The 20,301-nt window shown below is 67.1% G+C and carries 14 protein-coding genes and 1 riboswitch; of the genes, 8 read left to right on the forward strand and 6 right to left on the reverse strand.

What is annotated here, in order from left to right:
- Nucleotides 1-201 (forward strand): hypothetical protein (locus VFE28_01545; GenBank protein ID HZM14658.1); only part of this gene is annotated, 201 nt, incomplete at its 5' end.
- Nucleotides 202-576: 375 nt separating this feature from the next.
- Nucleotides 577-1,443 (forward strand): hypothetical protein, encoded by an 867-nt coding sequence (locus VFE28_01550; GenBank protein HZM14659.1) that lies wholly within the window; start codon nt 577-579, stop codon nt 1,441-1,443.
- Between the two features lie 24 nt (nt 1,444-1,467).
- Here the strand turns inward: VFE28_01550 and VFE28_01555 are convergent, their stop codons facing one another.
- From VFE28_01555 to queG, 3 genes are read right to left on the reverse strand one after another with little or no spacing between them, the layout of a single operon-like run.
- Nucleotides 1,468-2,052, reverse strand: a complete 585-nt coding sequence (locus tag VFE28_01555; GenBank protein HZM14660.1) for a PaaI family thioesterase — start codon at nt 2,050-2,052, stop codon at nt 1,468-1,470.
- Complete coding sequence (locus tag VFE28_01560; protein HZM14661.1) at nt 2,049-3,473, reverse strand: aminotransferase class V-fold PLP-dependent enzyme; 1,425 nt, start codon at nt 3,471-3,473, stop codon at nt 2,049-2,051. The genes VFE28_01555 and VFE28_01560 overlap by 4 nt, the downstream gene beginning before the upstream one ends.
- Nucleotides 3,474-3,478: 5 nt before the next feature.
- Nucleotides 3,479-4,687, reverse strand: coding sequence for a tRNA epoxyqueuosine(34) reductase QueG (gene queG, locus VFE28_01565; protein ID HZM14662.1), 1,209 nt, complete (start codon nt 4,685-4,687; stop codon nt 3,479-3,481).
- 180 nt (nt 4,688-4,867) lie between these two features.
- Nucleotides 4,868-4,991, forward strand: a riboswitch (molybdenum cofactor riboswitch).
- Here queG and moaA point away from each other — a divergent pair.
- From moaA to VFE28_01580, 3 genes are all read left to right on the forward strand, one after another.
- The gene (gene moaA, locus VFE28_01570; GenBank protein ID HZM14663.1) at nt 4,982-5,962 is read left to right on the forward strand and encodes a GTP 3',8-cyclase MoaA; all 981 of its coding nucleotides are present in this window, start codon (nt 4,982-4,984) and stop codon (nt 5,960-5,962) included. Its footprint overlaps the riboswitch before it by 10 nt.
- A gap of 15 nt (nt 5,963-5,977) precedes the next feature.
- Nucleotides 5,978-6,466, forward strand: a complete 489-nt coding sequence (locus VFE28_01575; GenBank protein HZM14664.1) for a hypothetical protein — start codon at nt 5,978-5,980, stop codon at nt 6,464-6,466.
- A gap of 26 nt (nt 6,467-6,492) precedes the next feature.
- Nucleotides 6,493-7,956, forward strand: coding sequence for an APC family permease (locus VFE28_01580; protein HZM14665.1), 1,464 nt, complete (start codon nt 6,493-6,495; stop codon nt 7,954-7,956).
- Here the strand turns inward: VFE28_01580 and VFE28_01585 are convergent.
- On the reverse strand, nt 7,883-8,869 hold the full coding sequence (locus VFE28_01585) for a protein phosphatase 2C domain-containing protein (GenBank protein HZM14666.1): 987 nt from the start codon (nt 8,867-8,869) through the stop codon (nt 7,883-7,885). The genes VFE28_01580 and VFE28_01585 overlap by 74 nt on opposite strands.
- Before the next feature lie 278 nt (nt 8,870-9,147).
- On the opposite strand from VFE28_01585, the gene VFE28_01590 reads away from it, so the two are divergent.
- Both VFE28_01590 and VFE28_01595 read left to right on the forward strand, forming a co-directional pair.
- The gene (locus VFE28_01590; protein HZM14667.1) at nt 9,148-10,968 is read left to right on the forward strand and encodes a tetratricopeptide repeat protein; all 1,821 of its coding nucleotides are present in this window, start codon (nt 9,148-9,150) and stop codon (nt 10,966-10,968) included.
- 53 nt (nt 10,969-11,021) lie between these two features.
- Nucleotides 11,022-12,170 (forward strand): DUF2891 domain-containing protein, encoded by a 1,149-nt coding sequence (locus tag VFE28_01595; protein HZM14668.1) that lies wholly within the window; start codon nt 11,022-11,024, stop codon nt 12,168-12,170.
- Nucleotides 12,171-12,497: 327 nt separating this feature from the next.
- Here the strand turns inward: VFE28_01595 and metH are convergent, their stop codons facing one another.
- Nucleotides 12,498-16,295 (reverse strand): methionine synthase, encoded by a 3,798-nt coding sequence (gene metH / locus VFE28_01600; protein ID HZM14669.1) that lies wholly within the window; start codon nt 16,293-16,295, stop codon nt 12,498-12,500.
- A 539-nt stretch (nt 16,296-16,834) separates the two neighbouring features.
- Nucleotides 16,835-19,537: a serine/threonine-protein kinase gene (locus tag VFE28_01605; protein HZM14670.1), complete on the reverse strand. Its 2,703-nt coding sequence runs from the start codon at nt 19,535-19,537 to the stop codon at nt 16,835-16,837.
- A 295-nt stretch (nt 19,538-19,832) separates the two neighbouring features.
- Between VFE28_01605 and VFE28_01610 the strand changes: the two genes are divergently transcribed.
- Nucleotides 19,833-20,301 (forward strand): P1 family peptidase (locus VFE28_01610; protein ID HZM14671.1); only part of this gene is annotated, 469 nt, incomplete at its 3' end.

Consider the following 20,301-nt stretch of genomic DNA (forward strand, 5'->3'; position numbering starts at 1 on the left):
GAAGCTTGTCAACAGGTCTGCACGGAAACCATCGCGCCGACTGCTCGCAGAGACTCTGCAGCTGTACACATCGTGGACAGCGTAAGAATCTTTGACGGCTTTCTTCTCGTGTTATCCACAAACATGCAAGTCGGCGTGCCAACCCTGTGGATAACCGCACAGCGTGCGGCACAGACCGTTTCACAAAGAAACACATTGTGAAAAGAATCACGAATGTGACGGTGTATCGGGGACGGACGGCGAGGCAAGCAGTGTCTGCCGCGCCTGTGCACGAACCTCGTGAAGAAAGGAACAAAGCGGCGGCGTGAACAGTGAGGGGAGTCGAGTGGAGAGCTTCAAGGTCAAGAAAAGAGCAGCAGAGTTCCTGGTAGCGACGATGCCGGGTGGAATGCGGAGCGGTGAGGGAACTCGAGTGGCGACGTCGGCAGGATCGAGGGTGACTCGAAGAGAGTCTGGAGCCCGTGACCCCGGTAGGAGGTCGAGACCACTCAGAGGAGGACGGCTTCATCCCGCACGCGGTCCCGGTGGTGTAGAGTAGGCCGCGAGCTTGGCCAATCGCTGCCTCGGAGGTGGAGAGTGAAGAAGCTGTTCATCGGCTGCGGTGTGGCTTGCCTGGTCATCATTCTCCTCCTGGTGGTCGTCGGGGTGGCATCGTACCAATGGGTGAAGAAGCAAGTGCCCCACATGCATGAGGTCGAACAGGCGCGCACGGCTTTGCTGGAGCGTTTCGGGCCGCGCGACGACTTCGTTCCGGACCTGGACGGCGCTCTACGTCCCGAGCGCGTGCAGCTCTTCTTGGCGGTGCGGGAAAGCCTGCTCACGACGCGCGCCGAGATCGGCGGCCGTCTGGAAGGTTTCGTCGGCAAGACCGGGAAGCACTTCGAGGGCCGGAACTTCTTTCAGAAGATCATCGAGGGAATGAGCATGGCCAAGGGCGGTGTCGGCCTCTTCGGTCAAGCGACGGAGTACGTCGGCACTCGGGCCCAGCGGCTGATGGCGTCCGAAATGGGAGAGGGGGAGTACACTTATCTCTTCTGCCTGCTCTCCTATTGCTGGCTCGAATGGGATCCGTCCAAGGAGTTCGATCCAGATTGGTTCGCGAGCCACGACATGAAAGACGCCGTCGACGAATTCACCATGCAGCATCGGCGCGTCTTCGTGAAGCAGCTCCACAACCTGCGGGACAAGCTGGAGGAGAAGTCGCCGCGCACCTCCGAGGAAGAGAAGAATCTGGAGCGGGTGCGTCAGGCGCTCCAGGAGACACGGGGCGACGCCTTTCCATTCCAGGGAGCCATGCCGGCCCCCTGGGTCGCCGCGCTCGAACCTTTCCGACAGCGCTTCCAGGCCACGCTGCCCCGTTCCCCGGGGGAGTACATCCTCGAATCGGTGGAACAGCTGATCGATGAAGAGGAGAAGCGCGGCGTCCGTATCCACATGGACTGAGACCCGTCGCGAACGCCGGCGAGCTCAGCGGCCCGCGGGGCGGTTCGCCTGGCGCTCCGACGAAGCTGGCGCTCCCTCAGCGCGCTTCAGCGTGTCGCCGAAGATGTGGTCCAGATTCAGGCATTCGGCAGAAGCGACGAAGTCGGCATGGAAGGAAGCGAACTGGTCGGCGGGAACCGGCATGTAGCGGCCGGTGCCCCGGGCCCACACCTTGCCCGCCCCATCCTCCAGCCAGGACTCGAGGTCGAAGACGCGACGGCGATTCTCCTTCAGGCGCGCGATGGCGGTGCAGGCCAGGCCGGCGCGGAGCGGCTCCAGCAGGCGCACGGTGAAATCGGCGGCGAAGACGGGTTTGTTGCTGCCGAGGATGGCCGCCCAGGTCATCACCTCGTCGAGGACCGTGGCGATGAAGCCGCCATGGATGACATCGCTCCAGCCGGCGTGCTCTGGCCGGGTGGTGAAGGGCAGCTCGACCCGGTCACCCACCTTGAAGCTTCGCGCCCGCAGTCCGATGGGATTGTCCTGGCCGCAGACCCAGCAGGAGCGCGTCCAAGGCAACAGGTACCGCTCACTTGCCGCGTCCTCGTGCCGACCCGTCGTGCCGCTCATTCGCTTTCCAACTCCCGTGCCGATGCGAGAATGTCCTCCACCGCGGCCTGTACGTGCCGCCCGTGAGTGCGGAAGCTGAGAATCGCGAGGCGGGGCACGTAAGCACCGTCGATGCGCGTGCTGGTGATGAAGACGCGGCGCTTGTCGTTGACGCGGCGGAGCAAGCGCTCGTTGAACTCGTTCACGTCGCCCCGTCGGGGATGGTAGCGGAAGGGCAGCACGGAAAGCTGCGGTTCGTCGAGACACTCGAAGCCGGGGGCGGCGCGCAGCTCGTCGTATGCCCAGTGTGTGAGCTCGAGTTTTTCGCGCAGGTTGTCCCTGAAGGCATCGACGCCGAAGAGCTGGAACGGCAACCAGAGGCGCAAGCCGCGGAAGTCGCGGGAGAGCTCGGGCGAAATGTCGGCGAAGCTGACCGCGCCTTCGGGGAGCTGCAAGTCTTGGAGGTAATCGGCGCCGGAGTGATGGGCGCGGCGGAGCGCCTCGGGATCGCGGACGAGGAGGCAGCCGGTGCCGTAGGGAAGGAAGAGGCCCTTGTGCGGGTCGAGGACCAGGGAGTCGGCGCGTTCGAGACCCGGCAGGAGAGACTCCCGCACCAGGCGGAAGAAACCGCCGTAGGCAGCGTCGACATGCAACCACAGGTCGTTGGCGGCACAGAAGTCGGCGATCTCCGGGGTGGGATCGATGGCGCCGGTGTTCGTGGTGCCGGCGTTGGCCACGACGAGGAAGGGACGCAGGCCGCGGCGGCGATCCTCGGCCACCGCGTCAGCCAGGGCATCGAGGCGCAGGCGGCGGCGGGCATCCACCGGCAGGAGGCGCAGATTGCGCTCCGGAAAGCCGGCGAGGAGCGCCGCCTTGGCGACGCAATGATGGGACTCCACGGAGGCGTACAAGGTGCCGTCGAGGAAGTTCTCGGGCAGTCGATTGCGACGCGCGGTGGCGATGGCGATGAAGTTCGAGAGCGAGCCACCGGTGGTGAGCAATCCCTGCGCTCCCGCCGGATAGCCCACGAGTTCCCGGATCCAATCGATGCTCTGCAACTCGAGCTGCACCAGGGCGGGCGCGGGGTTCCATACCCCCACGTAACGGTTGTAAGCGAGAGCGAGATAGTCGGCGAGGGCGCTGGGATAGAGGCCGCCGCCGGGGATGAACGCCAGGTAGCCCGGACCGGAAGTGGTGAAACTCTTGGAAGCGGCACGTTCGAGAAGCGGCAGCAAGGACTCGAGCGGCGTGCCCCGCTCCGGCGGACCGTCGCGGAAAAGGGCAGCCACTTCGAGGGCGCCATCCAGGTCCCACGACGGCCGGTGCTCGAGCGACTCCACGTGCTCGATCGCCGCCTCGGTGCAAAGACTGGTGAGGCGACGCATGACCTCGCCCGTCAGCTCGAGGCTCACGGCGTCGGGCGGTCGCGGCTGGCGTGGCACGTAGGTCAAGAAACCGGATCTCCTGGTCCTCTGGACGACGTTCCATGAAGGTGCGAGTCGAGCCCGGCTCGGGAGCGTCCTGGTGCGCGCCCTCCTCGAAGACAGGCGAGCTCGATCTCTTCCCGCACCCAGGAGTCCGTCTCGTGAGCGAGCCGATCTTGCAGGGCCGCGACCGCGCCTTCACGCGCCACGCCCCGCCCGCACTGGCCGAGGGCCCAGGCAACGTGGCCGCGCACCAAGGGGTGCGGGTCGTCGAGACGCGCCAGCAGAGTGGGCACTGCTTCGGGAGCGCCCCAGTTGCCGAGGGCGACCGCGACGTTGCGCAAAAACCCTGCGTAATGAGCGCGGCGGATGGGCGAGTGCCGGAAGCGACGATTCCATTCGTTCTTGGCCATTCCCATGAGGTCGAGGAGAAGCGGGTTGAGGTTGCCCTGGCGGGGCTCGAAGCCCGGCTCCGTCGTGGAGGTGGCGAAGCGATTCCACGGGCAGACATCCTGGCAGTCGTCGCAGCCGAAGATGCGGTTGCCCACGAGCGGGCGCAGCGCACGCGGAATCGGCCCGCGCAGCTCGATGGTGAGATAGGAGATGCAGAGTCGCGCGTCGAGAACATACGGGGCGACGATGGCTCCGGTAGGACAGGCGGTGATGCAGCGAGTGCAGGTGCCGCAATGGTCGCGTGCGGGCCGATCGTAGCCGAGGCGGAGATCGGTACCGAGGCCGCCGAGGAAGAACCATGAGCCGTAGCGTTTCCTCAGGAGGTTGGTGTGCTTGCCGCGCCAGCCGAGACCCGCGGCTTCGGCGACACCCTTCTCGAGAACCGGGCTCGTGTCCACGAAGGGATGGGTGCGTGAGCCGGGCGCCAACACATCCATCGCCTGCCGCAGCTTTTCGAGGCGCGCCCGGAGCAAGCGGTGATAGTCGAGGCCCCAGGCATAGCGGGAGATGGCGCCGCGCGCCGGGTCCTGGGAAAGCGCGTGCGGCGTCTGGTAGTTGAGGCCCACCAGGACGAGCGAACGCGCCCAGGGCAGGTACGCAACGGGATCCGCGCGCCGGCCATCGGGATCTTCCATGTAGCGCATCGTCCCGTGCATGCCATGCTGCAGCCAGGCGTGCAGCTGCTCGGCGAGGGGCGCTCGCTGCGCCGGGGAGATTCCGACCAGATCGAAGCCCGCCTCCGTGGCGGCGGCGCGAACTCTGGCAGTGAGCGCTTCCATGCCCCGATCCTAACAGAGGCTCGCGTCGCGTTTTTGGGTGACCCACCAGGCGGCGAGGGCCCGGTCAGGTGTCTTCAACACATTGCAACAATGGAGCTTGGATGGTTTACGCGGGGCTGTCAGCGGGGCGTTGGACAGTGACCGGAGAGTGCCGGCAAGTGCCCGGGCGTGTTATCTTCGGAGCAGCAGTCTCTCCGAGCTGCCCGGACCTAAAGGTCCAAGGACCCAGGGCCGGCAGCCGACAGGGTGCGGCGGGAAACGGCCGTGCCTCCCGTGTTTGGAAAGGAGAGCCGCGTGCTCCAGGACCGCTACGGGCGGATCCTCACCTATCTCAGGATCTCGCTCCTCAAGGGCTGCAACCTCACCTGCAAGTACTGCATGCCGGAGCGCATTCCTTTCCGGCTGGACGAGGTGCTTTCGCCCCTCGAGATCGAGCGCTTGGTGGGTCGTTTCGTCCAACGGGGGGTGCAGAAGCTGCGGCTCACCGGCGGCGAGCCGACGATCCGGCCGGACGTGCTGGAGATCGCCGCGCGCCTGGCGCGGCTGCCCGGGGTGCGCGACCTGGCGCTGTCGACCAACGCGGTGCGGCTGCGCCCGCTGGCCGGGCCGCTGCACACCGCTGGCGTGCGGCGCGTGAACGTCAGCCTCGACAGCCTGCGGCAGGACACCTTCAAGAGCATCACGGGCTCCGACGCGCTCGCCAAGGTGCTGGACGGTATCGACGCCGCCCGCGAGGCCGGCTTCGCTCCCATCAAGCTGAACACCGTGGTGATGCGCGGGGTGAACGACGACGAGGTCGAGGCTCTGGTGGATTTCGCCGCGGAGCGCGGGTTGCACCTGCGCTTCATCGAGATGATGCCCACCGGGGCCACCCATGGCATCCAACCGGATCACTTCCTCTCCAACCACGACGTTCTGGCGCGTTTGGGCGGCGAAGCCCGCTGGGAGCCCTTGGGCCCGCAGGCCCACGACGGGCCGGCGCGGGCCTACCGCGATCGGAGCCGCCCCGAGGCGCCGCCCATCGGCTTCATCAACCCGCTGTCACAGAACTTCTGCGCCGCCTGTAATCGGCTGCGTCTCACCGCCGATGGCAAGCTGCGCACCTGCCTGTTCGGCCGCGAGGAAGCGCCGCTCCGGCCGCACCTCCACGGTGCGGGGTGGCAGGCGCGGCTCGACGCGGCCATCGACGCCGCGGTGGCGGCGAAACCGGAGACCCACCATCTCGGCAGCGGCGACTACGGTACGATGCTGAGCTTCGTCCAGATCGGTGGCTGAGGGGCGGCGGACGGCGTGTCGGAATTCGTCGAGTGCCAGAATTGTGGGCGGCGCTTCTTCGCCGAGAACATCGAATGTCCCTACTGCCGCGGTGAGCAGGAAGAACGCGAACGTTTCCGGGAAGCGCAACGCGGCCGCGAAAGTGGTTTCGCTGGCGGCGGTGGCATGTTTCCCCTCCTGTTCGCCAGCTTCCAGATCTTGCTAGTGGGGATCGCGGTGCTGGCGCTGCTCGCGATCGGACGGGCGGCGATGGCGCCGCAGCGGACCCTGCTGGCTCTCGAGGCGGCGGGCGCCGCAGTCGTCGTCGTCGGACTCTGGCGACGCAAGCGCTGGGCGCGACACGGGGCCGTCGTCTTCATCCTGGCCAACGCCGCTCTGGGATTCCTCTCCTTGTTGCAGCGCGGTGGCATGCTCGCGCTGGCCTGGGGTCCTGGACCCCTGGCACTTCTCGTCTTCCTCGTACCGTTCTGCACCAAGCAAGCGCGGGAACGTTACGATCGCTGAGGGGACAGGAGCAGCAGGACCATGGAATGGTGCTGAAGCGGGTGCTGGGCGCCGGTGATGCCGGTTGGCTCGTGGCCGGAAACATGATCGGCGCCGGAATCTTCATCACCCCGGGATTGGTGGCGGGAGCGCTGCCGGGCGCAGTGTGGCCTCTCGTCGCCTGGACCCTCGGGGGTGTGGTGTCGCTCGCCGGTGCGGCGGTGTACGGGGAGCTCGGCGCGCGGCTGCCACGGGCCGGTGGTGACTATCAGTACCTGCACGTCGCCTTCGGTCCCCTCTGGGGATTCCTCACCGGCTGGGCCGCGCTGATCGTCACCTTCTCTGGTGCCGCCGCGGTCATGGCGATCGTGACCATGGACAATGTGACCACGGCGTGGCCGGCGCTGGCGGAGCTCCCGGGCCTCTTGCGTGCCGTTCTTCCCGCGCTCCTCGTCGTGGCTTTGTCGGCCGGCAACGTCGCTGGGGCGCGCGTCGCCGGACAGACGACGATCTGGCTCACCGCGCTCCCGGTCGCCGGGCTGGTGGTGCTCTTCGGCGCCGGCCTGCTGCTCGGCGGCGACGTCGCGGGAGGCATCACGGGCGCGCCTGGCGCCGGTCCAACCATCCTCCCGGGCGGCGCTGCTGCCACTCCCGCCGTCCTCTCGCTCGTCGCGCTCGGTGGCGCGATGATGCCCGTCTTCTTCACCTATTCCGGCTGGAACGTGGCGGCGTACGTGGCGGGCGAGATTCGACAACCCCAGCGCGAGCTTCCCAAGGGGCTCGTGCTCGGGACCCTCGGCGTCACGCTCTTCTACGTCGCCTTCAATCTGCTCTTGCTGGTGGTCTTGCCGCACCAGGTCATGGCCGGCTCGACGACCGCTGCCGCGCTGGCGGCGCAGCAGCTGCTGGGAAAAGGAGCCGAGCGTGTGCTCGCCGTGCTGGTGGCGATGGCGGTGCTGGGGACCGCGAACGTGACCTTGATGGCGGGAGCGCGGATCTACTACGCCATGGCGCTCGACGATCTGGCGCCGCGGGCGCTGGCGACCACGAATGCCGCCGGAGTTCCGTCCATGGCGCTCTGGGCCGGCGGGATCTGGACCGCTCTCTTCTCTCTCACTGGACGCATCGAGGTCTTGGTCAACTGGTCGACGCTGGCGATTCTGCTGCTCTCCTCCCTCGCAGTGGCGGCGCTCTTCGTTTTCCGCCACACCGGAACGGAGGAAGGTGGCGGCGAACAGGCGGCGGGTGAAGAAAGCAGCACGGGAGTGGACGCGGCGAGTTCGAGAGCGGGCGACAAGCGCGCTGGGTCGCGAACGGACTCCGTACCGTACCGCTGTCCAGGTTATCCAGTGACACCAGCGCTCTACCTGCTGGTATCGCTCGGTGTGGCGGTGGCGAGCGCAGTGCAGGATTGGAAGCAGGCCCTCTACGGCGTGCTCATCGTTCTGGCGGGAGTCCCGGTGTACGCGTGGTGGCAGCGCGGGAGGCGTCGCCGGAGCCCGATGGCTTGACCGAGCCTGCCGTGTAGTCGGCGACGACGACGGTGACGTTGTCGCGCCCGCCCCTTTCCAGGGCGAGGTCGACGAGAGCGGTGCAGCTCGCCGCTGGTGGTTGCGGGCGCTCCAGCACAGCGCCGATCGCCTCGTCGTCGATCATGTCGGTGAGCCCGTCGGTGCAGAGCAGGAGGCGGTCACCGGCGCGGATCTCGACGCGCTGCATCTCCACTTGCAAGGACGGGTCCCCGGCCCCGAGGGCTTGAGTCAGCACATTGCGCAGCCGGCTCGTGGCCGCTTCTTCCGGCTGCATGGTGCCGGCGTCCAGGAGCCGCTGCGCCTGGGTCTGGTCATGGGTGAGCTGACGCAGGCGCCGGTTGCGAAAGAGGTAGCAGCGGCAATCGCCCACGTGGGCGAGGAAAAGATCGGTGCCAATGCTGGAGCCGACGGTCATCGTGGTGCCCATGCCCAGCAGCTGCTCGTGCGAGCCTGCGTACGCCGCCAGGGCCTGGTCCACGCGACGGTAGTAGCTCGTCATGCGCTCCTTGAGACGCGGCATGTTCGCTTCGTCGAAGCTCATGATCCAATCGGGGACGTCGAGAAGCAGTTGCACGAGGGTACCGATGGCCATCCGACTGGCGACCTCGCCACCGGCGTGCCCGCCCATGCCGTCGGCGACGATCATGACGAAGCCGGTGGAGTCGAAGCGGTCCGGGATATCTCCGGTAGGCAGATTCGTCATCAACGTCTGCAGGGAACGTCCCGCGCGGGTGACCAGATAATGGTCCTCGTTATTGGAACGCACCTTGCCGGTGTGTGTCAGCGCCGAAACTTCGACGTGCAGCGAGGTGTGTGATGCAGCCTGGTGCTGGCGCTCCCGCTCCGGGTGCAGAGGGAACTCGACGGTGTCGACGCTTTTCGGACCTGCCATCGCTCCCTCCCGAAGGGAGGCTTCACCATCGTGGCAGTCCCGGATGCTGGCGGTCCTTTGGCGCACGTTGGTAACGTGCAACATCGCCTCATGCCAGCAACGGTCCCGTGGACTGGAGTCTAGACCGCAGGCAGAGGGAAGGCAACACGGCTCGAGAACGGCCCGCTGGGGCGCCGAGGCAGCGCGGCGGACAGCCGCGCTTGACCCTCGTGGCGCTCGGCCGTTAACATTATCTGTTCCATACGCGAACTTCGTGCCCCCCAGGCCGGAGGAACGGAATGAACCGGGTATCCGCGAGCGCCGCAGCGGTGGCCCCGAGGCTTCCGGGAGCGAGTGCCGTGGGCGCGGCGCCGCTGTGGATCCTGAGTCGCGCCCGGGACTTCGTCCTCTTCGTCGGCACGCCCATCCTCATCCTCCCCGTGGTCATCCTGGCCGAGCGCCTTTGGCACGCCAGCCAGATGTACTTGGTGGTCGCCGCTTTCGGGGCGCTGGGGCACCATCTCCCGGGTATGATGCGGGCCTACGGCGATCGCGACCTGTTCGCGCGCTTCAAGGCCCGCTTCATCGCCGGACCCATCGTGCTCATCGGCACGTGTTTCGCCTTCGCCCTCCTGGATTCGGGCATGCACGCCATCACCCTCATCGCCTACGGCTGGGGTGTGTGGCATGGGGCCATGCAGGTGTACGGGTTTCTACGGATCTACGATGCCAAGGTGAAGTCCTTCGCCCGCTGGACGACACGGCTAGACCAAGCGATGTGCATCGCCTGGTTCGGCGCCGGGATATTCCTTTCCTCCTCGCGCACCCATTTCATCCTGGAAGCGTTCTACCTGGCCGGCGGGCCGGCCGTGCCGCAGGTGTGGCTGCACTCACTGCGCAGCGTCTGGGGTGTCGGTGCGGCGGTGGTGACGCTCGGGTACATAGGCAACGTCTTCTATTGCTGGCATCGAGGCCAGCCGCAGAGTCCGGTGAAGCTCTTCGGTTTGGTGACGAGCTTGGCTTTCTGGATGTATTGCTGCCTGGTGGTGAAGAACCTCCTGGTGGGCATCTTGATGTTCGAGATCTTCCACGACGTGCAGTACCTCACCATCGTCTGGTTGTTCAACCGCAAACGCGCCCTCACCTCTCCCGCCGCCGTGGGTAGGGCGACGCTGGCCATCTTCGGGCGGAGCCAGGCGCGGGCCATTTTCTATGTCGCCCTGGTCATGGCCTATGGAAGCCTCTATTTCGTGGAGATGCTCTTCAAGAACTGGAAGCCAATGAGCTCCGCGGCCGATGCGACGCCGGTGTGGGGAGGCATCCTGGCGGCTTCGGGCTTGCTGCACTTCTATTACGACGGCTTCATCTGGAAGGTGAAGGAAAAGCCCACGCGTCAGCTCCTGGGCCTCGATGGGGGCACGGAGGTCGTGCGCGCCGCAGGCCGCTGGTGGAATCGCAGCTGGAGCCGGATGCCCGCCTGGGCCGAGCACGGTCTCAACTGGCTACCTTTCGCCGCCGCCATCGTGCTTCTCGTCTACACCCACGCGCATCCGGCGATGGACGAGCACCAGACGCGGGTGGTGCTGGGAAGTACCTTCCCGCGCTTCGATCTGGCACAGACCAATCTCGGCATCGCCCTGTATACCCAGGGCGACCTGAAGGGTGCCATCGAAGCCAACAAGCACTCTCTGACACTCAACTCCAGTGACGAGGACTTGCTGGCGCAGACGCGCAACAATCTGGGTTGGGCGCTCCTGGAGCAAGCCGAGAAAGACCTGACGCTGGGCGACGCCAGAGCGGCGGCGGCGAGAACTCAGGAAGCATTGGCGCTGGAGCCCACCTTCGTCGATGCCCTGAACAACAAGGCTACGGAGACGATGCGCGCAGGGGACCCGGCCAAGGCGATCTCGATGTACCGCGTGGCGGTGCTCATGGCGCCCGAGCATGCCGGGTTGCGCATGAACCTGGCGCTCGCCCTCGCGTCCATGAGCCGCATGCAGGAGGCCCTGGCTACGGCGCAGGAGGCGCAGAGGCTCGCCCCGGACGATGCGAGAATCGCCCGTCTCGTCCAACGGCTCCAGGCGGCGCAACTCAGCGCCGCGCCCGCTCGCCTGCCGTGAAGAGACTTCGAATGTTCCCGAGCATGTCGGCGCCTACGCCGAGGAGGAGAGGCGTGTTTCTTCGCGCCCGCGGCTTCGTCGCCGAGAACATCCTGGTCCTCGCTGTGGCCTGGCCCTTGTGGGTGACTACGCCGCAGACTTCCATTGCCGCGGAGGCACCGGCGCCAGAGCTGACCGCCGCGGTGGCGGCGCGCTTCGCGCAACTCGCCCTGGATTGCGTGCACCGGGAGTATCCCAACAAGATCGCCCACGTCCTCTCCAGTGACGCCGACGCTCTCCCCCCGCGCCAGCTGACGCCGGCTTTCTACGGCTGCTACGACTGGCATTCAGCGGTGCACGGTCACTGGCTCCTGGCGCGGTCGCTACGGCTGTTCCCGCAAGCGCCCTTCGCGGCCGCGGCGCGGGCGGCACTGGAGCAAAGCCTGACCCCGGAGAACATCGCCTCGGAAGTGCGCTATCTGGAGGGAGCGGGACGGAACACCTTCGAGCGCCCCTACGGTCTGGCGTGGCTGCTGCAGCTGGGGGCGGAGCTGCGCGAGTGGAAGGACGCGGATGCCGTACGCTGGGCGACGAACCTCGAACCCCTCGAACGTGCCGTGGTGGCGCGTCTCACCAACTGGCTTCCGAAGCTCTCCTATCCCATCCGTGAAGGCGAGCACAACCAGACTGCATTCGCCTTCGGCCTGGCGTGGGACTGGGCGCAGGGTCGGAACGACGCGGCCATGCTGCGCCTTCTCGAGGAGCGCATTCGCACCCTCTACCTAGCGGACCGGGATTGCCCGTTGGAGTACGAGCCTTCGGGTCAGGACTTCCTGAGCCCGTGTCTTGCCGAGGGTGACTTGCTCCGGCGCATCTTGCCTCCCGGCGAGTTCGCGCGTTGGCTCGACGCGTTCCTCCCCGGAATCCCGTCGCAACCTTCCTCCACCTGGCTCGAACCCGCCGTGGTCACCGATCCCACCGACGGTAAGCTCGTGCACTTGGACGGCTTGAACCTGAGCCGGGCGTGGATGCTGGAGGGCATCGCGGCAGGGCTGCCAGCGGGAGATCCGCGGCTGCCGGCGCTGCGCGAAGCCGCCGCCCGCCACCGGGGCTCTGGATTGGCCGCGGTCACGGGCGAGCACTACGAAGGTGGTCACTGGCTGGCGAGCTTCGCCATGTACCTGCTCACGCAGCGCGGCCTACCTGCCGGCAGCGGCAATTGAGGCGGCGGCCGCGCCGCTATCCTGCGAGAGAATCGGCTCTGGTGCTGAAAGCCCATGATGCGGACGAGGAACTCTGGAACCCCGGCGGAGTCTCCGGATGGTTGGGCGAGACCACATCGTCGATCACCAGCGGCGAAGAACTCCAAGCGACCGACCAACTATAAGAAACACCGAGCGATTGCGCCCACCAGGGGCTGACCAGAGGAGCCAATGACCGTGCCCTCGACGCCGGGTGAGGACGGTGCCAAGGTTCCGCCGTCACAGCCGGACAAGAACAAAGCGCACAACGCCAGGGCGCCGCGGGCGCTGCCACAGGTTTTCATCGCTTCAAGCTCCCGGTTCGTAACCGAGAACCGGCGCGAGCCACGCTTCCACCTCGGCGAGAGGCAGGCCACCGCGTCGGGCGTAGTCCGCCGCTTGATCGCGGCCGATGCGGCCGGTGCCGAAGTAGTGGGCTTCGGGGTGGGCGATGTAGAACCCGGATACCGAAGCCGACGGCTGCATCGCCAAGCTCTCGGTCAGCTGGATGCCGACCTGCTCCGGCTCGAGCAACTGCCAGATCTGGCGCTTCTGCGTGTGGTCCGGACAGGCGGGGTAGCCTGGAGCCGGACGGATGCCGCAGTACTTCTCCTGGATCAGATCCTCGTTGCGCAAGGATTCCGACGGCGCATAACCCCAGAATTCGCGGCGCACTCGCTCGTGCAAGCTTTCGGCTAGTGCCTCGGCGAGCCGATCCGCCAAAGCCTTGAGCAGGATGCTGGAGAAGTCGTCGTGGTCGGCGGCGAAGGCGGCGAGCTTCTTTTCGATGCCGAGACCGGCGGTGACGGCGAAGGCGCCGACGTAGTCACCAACACCGCCGTCACGGGGCGCGACGAAGTCGGCGAGGCAGAGGTTCGGCGTCGCGGCGGTCTGTTCGCGGTCTGCGCCAGAACGGGGAGCACCGGCTGCACCGGAGCCGGCAGCGCCTCCGGCGGCGGTGGCGAGCAGCGCCGGAGCCGGTGACGGAGCGGTGCTCTTCGCCGCTTGCTGCCGCAGGAAGGAGAGTCGCGCCAGCACCTGGCGCCGGCTTTCGTCGGCATAGATCTCGACGTCGTCGCCGACGGCATTGGCGGGGAAGAGGCCGAAGACGGCGCGGGCCTCGACCCAGCCCTCGGTGACGAGGCGGCGCAGCATCTCCTCGGCGTCGCGATACAGGTGGCGCGCCTGCTCACCCACCACCGCATCTTCCAGGATGGCGGGGTAACGCCCGGCCAGCTCCCAGGCTTGGAAGAAGGGCGTCCAGTCGATGCGCCCGGTCAATTCCGCCAGAGGATAGGGAGCCAGCACCTGACGGCCGAGAACGGCGGGCCGCGTCGGCCGGTAGGCCGTCCAATCGAGTTGCAGCTTGCGGGCGCGGGCTGCTTCCAGGGAGAGGAGCTTGCCGGCGCCCTCCCGGGCGCGGCGCTGCTCGCGCATCGCGGCGTACTCGCTCTTCGTGGCGCGCACGAAGTCGGCGTGGCCGCTGCCGCGGAGCTGCCCGACGACACCCACGGCGCGGGAAGCGTCCAGCACGTGCACTACGGCACCGCGGTACTGGGGATCGATCTTCACCGCCGTGTGCAGACGCGAGGTGGTGGCGCCACCGATGAGCAAGGGCAGCTCGAACTGGAGACGCTCCATCTCGTGCGCCACGTGCACCATCTCGTCCAAAGAGGGCGTGATGAGGCCGGAGAGACCGACGGCGTCGGCCTTCTCGGTGCGCGCGGTGGCGAGGATCTTCTCGCTCGGCACCATCACTCCGAGATCGACCACCTCGTAGTTATTGCACTGCAGCACGACGCCGACGATGTTCTTGCCGATGTCGTGCACGTCGCCCTTGACCGTGGCGAGGACGATCTTGCCATTGCTGCGCCGCGCAGCGCTGCGCTCGGCCGCCAGGAAAGGCTCCAGGTAGGCCACAGCCTTCTTCATCACCCGGGCGGACTTCACCACCTGGGGGAGGAACATCTTACCGGCGCCGAAGAGATCGCCGACGACGTTCATCCCCGCCATGAGCGGCCCCTCGATGACTTCCAGGGGTTGGTCGCACTGCTGGCGCGCCTCCTCGGTGTCGGCCTCGATGTGATCGGCGATGCCGTGCACCAGGGCGTGCTCGAGACGCTTCGTCACCGGCAGCTGCCGCCAGGAGAGATCGGCGGCCTTGGCGGCGGCGCCGTCGCCCTGGTAACGCGTGGCGAGCTCCAGGAAGTGCTCGCTCGCGCCGGGCCGGCGGTTCAAGATCACGTCCTCGGCGCAGTCGCGCAGCTCGCGCGGGATCTCCTCATAGATCTCCAGCTGTCCGGCGTTGACGATCCCCATGTCCATGCCGGCCTGGATGGCGTGGTAGAGGAAGACGGAGTGCAGGGCCTCGCGGACGCGGTCGTTGCCGCGGAAGGAGAAGGAGACGTTGGACACGCCGCCGGAGATGCAGGCGTGCGGCAAGCTGCGCTTGATTTCGCGACAGGCCTCGATGAAAGCAAGGGCGTAACCGTCGTGCGCCTCGATCCCGGTGGCGATGGCGAAGATGTTCGGGTCGAGGATGATGTCCTCGGCGGGGAAGCCGGCGGCGGTGAGGAGGCGGTAGGCGCGCCGGCAGATGTCCAGCTTGCGTTCGAGGGAGTCGGCCTGGCCGCGCTCGTCGAAGGCCATGACGACCACGGCGGCGCCATAGCGGCGCACGCGTTCGGCGCGGTGGAGGAATTCCTCCTCGCCTTCCTTGAGGCTGACAGAGTTCACCACTCCCTTGCCCTGGATGCACTGCAAACCGGCCTCGAGCACTTCCCAGCGGGAGGAGTCGATCATGATCGGGACGCGAGCGATGTCGGGCTCGGCGGCCACGAGGCGCAGGAAGCTCTGCATGGCGGCGACGGCGTCGAGGAGGCCCTCGTCCATGTTGACGTCGAGCATCTGGGCGCCGTTCTGCACCTGCTGGCGCGCCACTTCCAGGGCGGTCTCGTAGTCCCCCGCTTGCACGAGGCGGCGGAAGCGCGCCGAGCCGGCGACGTTGGTGCGTTCGCCGACGTTGACGAAGAGAGCATCGTCGTCGATGCGGAGCGGCTCGAGGCCGGAGAGCCGCGTGCATGGCGCCAAGCGCGGCACCTGCCGCGGCGGCAGGTCCGCCACGGCAGCGGCGATGGCGCGGATGTGGTCCGGTGTCGTGCCGCAGCAACCGCCGACGATGTTCAGGAAACCGCTGCTTGCCCACTCGGCGAGCGCCATGGCCATCATTTCCGGCGTGTCGTCGTAGCCGCCGAAAGCATTGGGGAGGCCGGCGTTCGGGTGCGCGGAGACGGGCACGTCGGCGAGGCGCGAGAGCTCCTCCACGTGGGGGCGTAGCTGCAGGGTGCCGAGCGCGCAGTTGAGGCCCACGGCGAAGGGCCGGGCGTGACGCACGGAATACCAGAACGCTTCGACGACCTGGCCGGAAAGGGTGCGCCCCGAGGCGTCGGTGATCGTGCCGGAAACGATGACCGGAAGACGTAGGCCGCGCGACTCGAAGAACTCCTCGATGGCGAAGAGAGCTGCCTTGGCGTTCAGCGTGTCGAAGATCGTCTCCACCAGCAGGATGTCGGCGCCACCGTCCACGAGACCGCGGGCCGCATCGCCGTAAGAGGCGGCGAGCTCGGCAAAGGTGATGTTGCGCAGCCCCGGATCGTTGACGTCCGGCGACATGGAGGCGGTGCGGTTGGTCGGCCCGAGCGAGCCGGCCACGAAGCGCGGGCGCTCCGGCGTGCGGCGCGTCCAGGCGTCGGCGGCGGCGCGGGCGATCTGCGCCCCGGCGACGTTGATGTCGTAGGCGAAGGAACCGAGGTCGTAGTCGGCCTGCGACACCGAGGTGGCGGTGAAGGTGTTGGTGGAAACGATGTCGGCACCGGCATCCAGGAAGCCCTCGTGCACCTCGCGCACTACCTCGGGGCGCGTCAGACAGAGGACGTCGTTGTCGCCCTTGAGGTCGCGCGACCAGTCGCGGAACCGCTCGCCACGGAACTCCGCTTCCCCCAGCCGGTAGGTCTGCAGCATCGTGCCCATGGCGCCGTCGAGGACGACGATCCGCCGGCCGAGGCTCTCGAGTAACGGCTGGATGCGCTTCTGGTTCGTGTACTCCATCCGTTCCTTCTCTGTGGACCGAAGCTGGAAACGCAGGCACTCGAGCGCAAGGGCCAACGCCATGGATGGTATCACGGGGCGGGGCGCCAAGAGCGGCAGGGACGACGCCCCTCGTCGAGGCGCCGAAAGCAGCTGGCGCCGCGTCCCTCGTCGAAACGCGGCGCCCGCGATGTCCGGCTGGCGTTCAGAGCGCTGACCGCGTCGGCGCTCCCACGCGCCGTGCTCCTGGCCTCAGTCGGGGATGTCCCCACCGCCGCGCTGGTTCAGGTTGTTGAACACACTGAACTCGTTGGGTCTGCGGCGAAACCGGCGATTCCTGCAACGAACAGCCAGCCAGGACGAGGCCCAGGCTGGCCGAAAGGACGAAGAAGCCCTTCAGCATCTCGGGGTGCCTCTCTCGAGCGGGTCGATCTGGGGGCGGGAATGTAGCGGGACTCAGGAATCTTACCGGAGACTTCGGGTCGGGTCATGTTCGTCGGGTGAAATTCGTCGGGTCAAATTCGTCAGGTCTAGTTCGTCGGGTCGAGTTCGACCAGGCTTCAGCTCGGTTGCCGACTGGCCCGGATCGCCTGGGCCCGCCGTTCCAGGGATTCTGCGTCTCCGGCGCGCCCTGCTTGCCGCAGGAGTGTGGCGTAATTGTCGAGGCACTTGGCGAGATCGGGATGATTGGAGCCGAGAGCCGTATCGAAGGCCGGTACGGCGCGCTTGAAATAGGCTTCGGCGGTGGAGAACTCGTGCCGCTTGGTGAAGAGGATGCCGAGGTCGTTCAAGGTCCACGCCACGCCGTCGCCCTGGTCGAGGCGTTCGAAGGAGGCGAGCGCCCGCCGGAAGAGCGGCTCGGCGGCGGCATAGTCGCCGCGATCCCGGTAGAGCACGCCGAGATCGGCAACGGTCCACCACACGTCGGGGTGGTCCGGTCCGAGAGCACGCTCGCGGATCTGCAAGGCGCGCCGGAAGAGCGGTTCGGCTGCCGCATCGTCGTTCAGCTTCATCTTCACGTTCGCAATGTTGTTGAGCATGGTGGCGACACTCGGGTGGTCGGGACCGAGACGCTTCTCCAAGATAGCGAGGGAGCGCTCGAAGAGCGGTGCCGCCTTCGCATAGTCTTCTAGTTCGTTGTAGGCGCGGCCGAGATTCCCGAGGGCCTGCCCCGTGCGCGTGTGTTCCGGACCCAACACCTTCTCGTAGATCGACACAGCGCGTTCGTAAGCTGGGACGGCGTCGGCGTACTTCCCCACCGTGAGATAGAGAATGCCGAGGTTGCCGAAGGCCCGTCCGAGGTCCGGATGATTCTCGCCGCGCGTCTGTTCCCAGATGGTGATGGCGCGCAAGTAGAGAGACTCCGCGGCGGCGTAGCGGCCCTGGCGCCAGTAGAGGACGCCGAGGTAATTGAGTGTCTCGGCCAACTCGGGGTGCTGGGGTCCCAGGGCGTGCTCGCGGATACCGCGGGCTCGGACCAAAGTCGATTCGGCGTCGGGGAACTTGCCGTGCGCCGTGTAGGCCACACCGAGCTCGTTGAGGCTGGCGGCCACCTGGGGATCGTCGGGTCCGAGGAGCTTCTCCTTCGCGGCAACGGCTTCGACGAGGAGTGACTCTGCCATCGTCAGGTTTCCTCGCAAGCGCGCCAGGTCGCCCAGGCTGGCGAGATTGCTGGCCAACGCCAGGTCCTCATCGTGTCGCGAACCCTGCCGTAAGTGGTAGGACTTCTCGAGTAGCGGCTGCGCCTGACCGTAGAGTCCGAGATTCTTGTAGACGTTGCCCATGGTGTAGAGGAGGCGGGCCTGGGTCTGCGGCTGATCCTGTAGTTCGTGCTCGATGCGGGCCGCGCCCTGGTCGAGGATCTGCCGAGCGGTGATCGTGCTCCCGAGGGTGGATTCAGGATCGGCCACCTTGAACAGACCGACGAGGAAGTCGGAAACCTGCCGGGAGGTGGCGGCTTCCTCGCTGGCAACGCGCTGCGCTCGGCGTGCGCGCAGCAGGCCCAAGGTGGTGCCGACCATCCCCAGGATCACCGCGGCCATCACCGCCGACGCGGCCGCCACGCCTACCTTGTGGCGCAGGACGAACTTCTTCATGCGATAGCGGTGGCTGGGTGGGCCGGCGAGGACGGGCTCGTTCTTCAGATGGCGGACGATGTCGGCGGCGAGATCGGAAGCGGAGGCGTAGCGCCGCGCCCGGTCCTTCTCCATCGCCGTCATGACGATCCAGTCGAGATCACCGCGCAGCTGTTTGGACAACGCCACCATCTCGGTGCGCGGGCGCGGCGCAGCGTCACCCGTCGACGCGAGGACGGTGAGGCGCGTGCTGGGCCGCTGCGGCTCCTCCTCGCGGATCTTGCGGCGGATTTCCTCGTAACCGCCTTGGCGCAGGGTCTTGGGATCGAAGGGGAGGCTGCCCACGAGGATCTCGTAGAGGAGGACACCGAGGGAGTAGACGTCGGTGCGCGTGTCGATGTCGAGGCCGGACATCTCGGCTTGTTCCGGGCTCATGTACTCCGGAGTACCCATCATCTGGCCGAGCTCGGTGAAGAGGGTGCGGTCGGTGAGGGATTGGGCCGTGGCCTTGACCAGGCCGAAGTCGATGATCTTGGGGATCGCCTTGTCCTCGTGCACCGTGACGAGCACGTTGGTGGGCTTGAGGTCGCGGTGGATGATGCCCTTCTGGTGGGCGTGCTGGACACCCTCGCACACGCGCAGGAAGAGCTCGAGCCGTGCCTTGGTGGGGAGACGACTCTTCTCGCAGTAATCCGTGATCGGGATGCCCTTGACGTACTCCATGACGAAGTACGGACGGCCGTCGGGGGTGGCGCCGGCGTCGTAGACCTTGGCGATGCAATCGTGATCCATGAGCGCCAGGGCTTGGCGCTCCGATTCGAAGCGCGCCACGATGGCGTCGGTGTCCATGCCGCGTTTGATGAGCTTGAGAGCGACTCGACGGCGGATGGGCTCGAGCTGCTGGGCCTCGTAGACCTCGCCCATGCCCCCGGCGCCAATGCGTTGCAGCAGCTTGTACTTGCCGATGAGGCCGTCGGTGGGTGCCGTGTGGCCGGCGCTCGGGACGTCGGCGGAATGCAACGTCGCCTCCACGTCGTGAGGCATGCCCGGCGGCGCTTCTTCGGGCGCGGAGGAAGGTGGTGGCGTCGCTGGGGGTGCCACACTATGCGGCTCACGCTGCGGGGGCCGGCCCGGCTCGATCGGGTTGCCGTCCGACCAACCCGGAACGATGGTTTCGTCTTCGGACATGACCACGCTCTGCTGCGCCGCGCCAAGGACACGGATCGGGGACGACGTGACCCGGGATGGGGGAACGCCTGACCGGAGCCTACAACGGCCGCGACGGGATCACCAGTGAAGCAAACGGCCAGCCCGCTGCGCCGAGCCCAGGCTGCTCCATGCTAGGATCGCCGCCGATCCACGCTTGCAAGGGCTAAGACGCCCCGGACGCACACCTGGCGAAGGGCTCGTGGCTGCTCCGCTCCCGTATGCCGAGCCGGTATGGCACGGACTCCACTTCGGAATCCGGTGTCTCGTTGCGGTCTTGGTGGTCACCGGCGCGGCGGAAGGCGAGCGGCCGCGCCTCCGCGACCTCGGTGTGCGGCTGGGGGTGCTGCAACCGGGGCGCTGGAACGCGATCACCGACGTCGCCGGCGTGCGCGTCGGTCATTGCACTCGCATCGAAGGCGACTCGGTGCGTACTGGGGTCACCGCGATCCTGCCGCACCCAGGCGACCCGTTCCAGCGCCAGGCACCCGCGGCAGTGTACGTCGGCAACGGCTTCGGCAAGGCTGCGGGCTTCCTGCAGGTGCGAGAGCTCGGGCGGCTCGAAACGCCCATCGTGCTTACCAACACACTCGCAGTGGGCACGGCGGTGGAGGCCGTGGTGGCCTGGACGTTGCGGCAGCCGGGCAACAGCGAGGTGCGCTCGGTGAACGCCGTCGTGGGCGAAACCAACGACGGCATGCTCAACGACATCCGCGGCATGCACGTACGGCGCGAGGACATCTGGA

Source organism: Candidatus Krumholzibacteriia bacterium (genome assembly GCA_035649275.1).
Lineage (GTDB): Bacteria > Krumholzibacteriota > Krumholzibacteriia.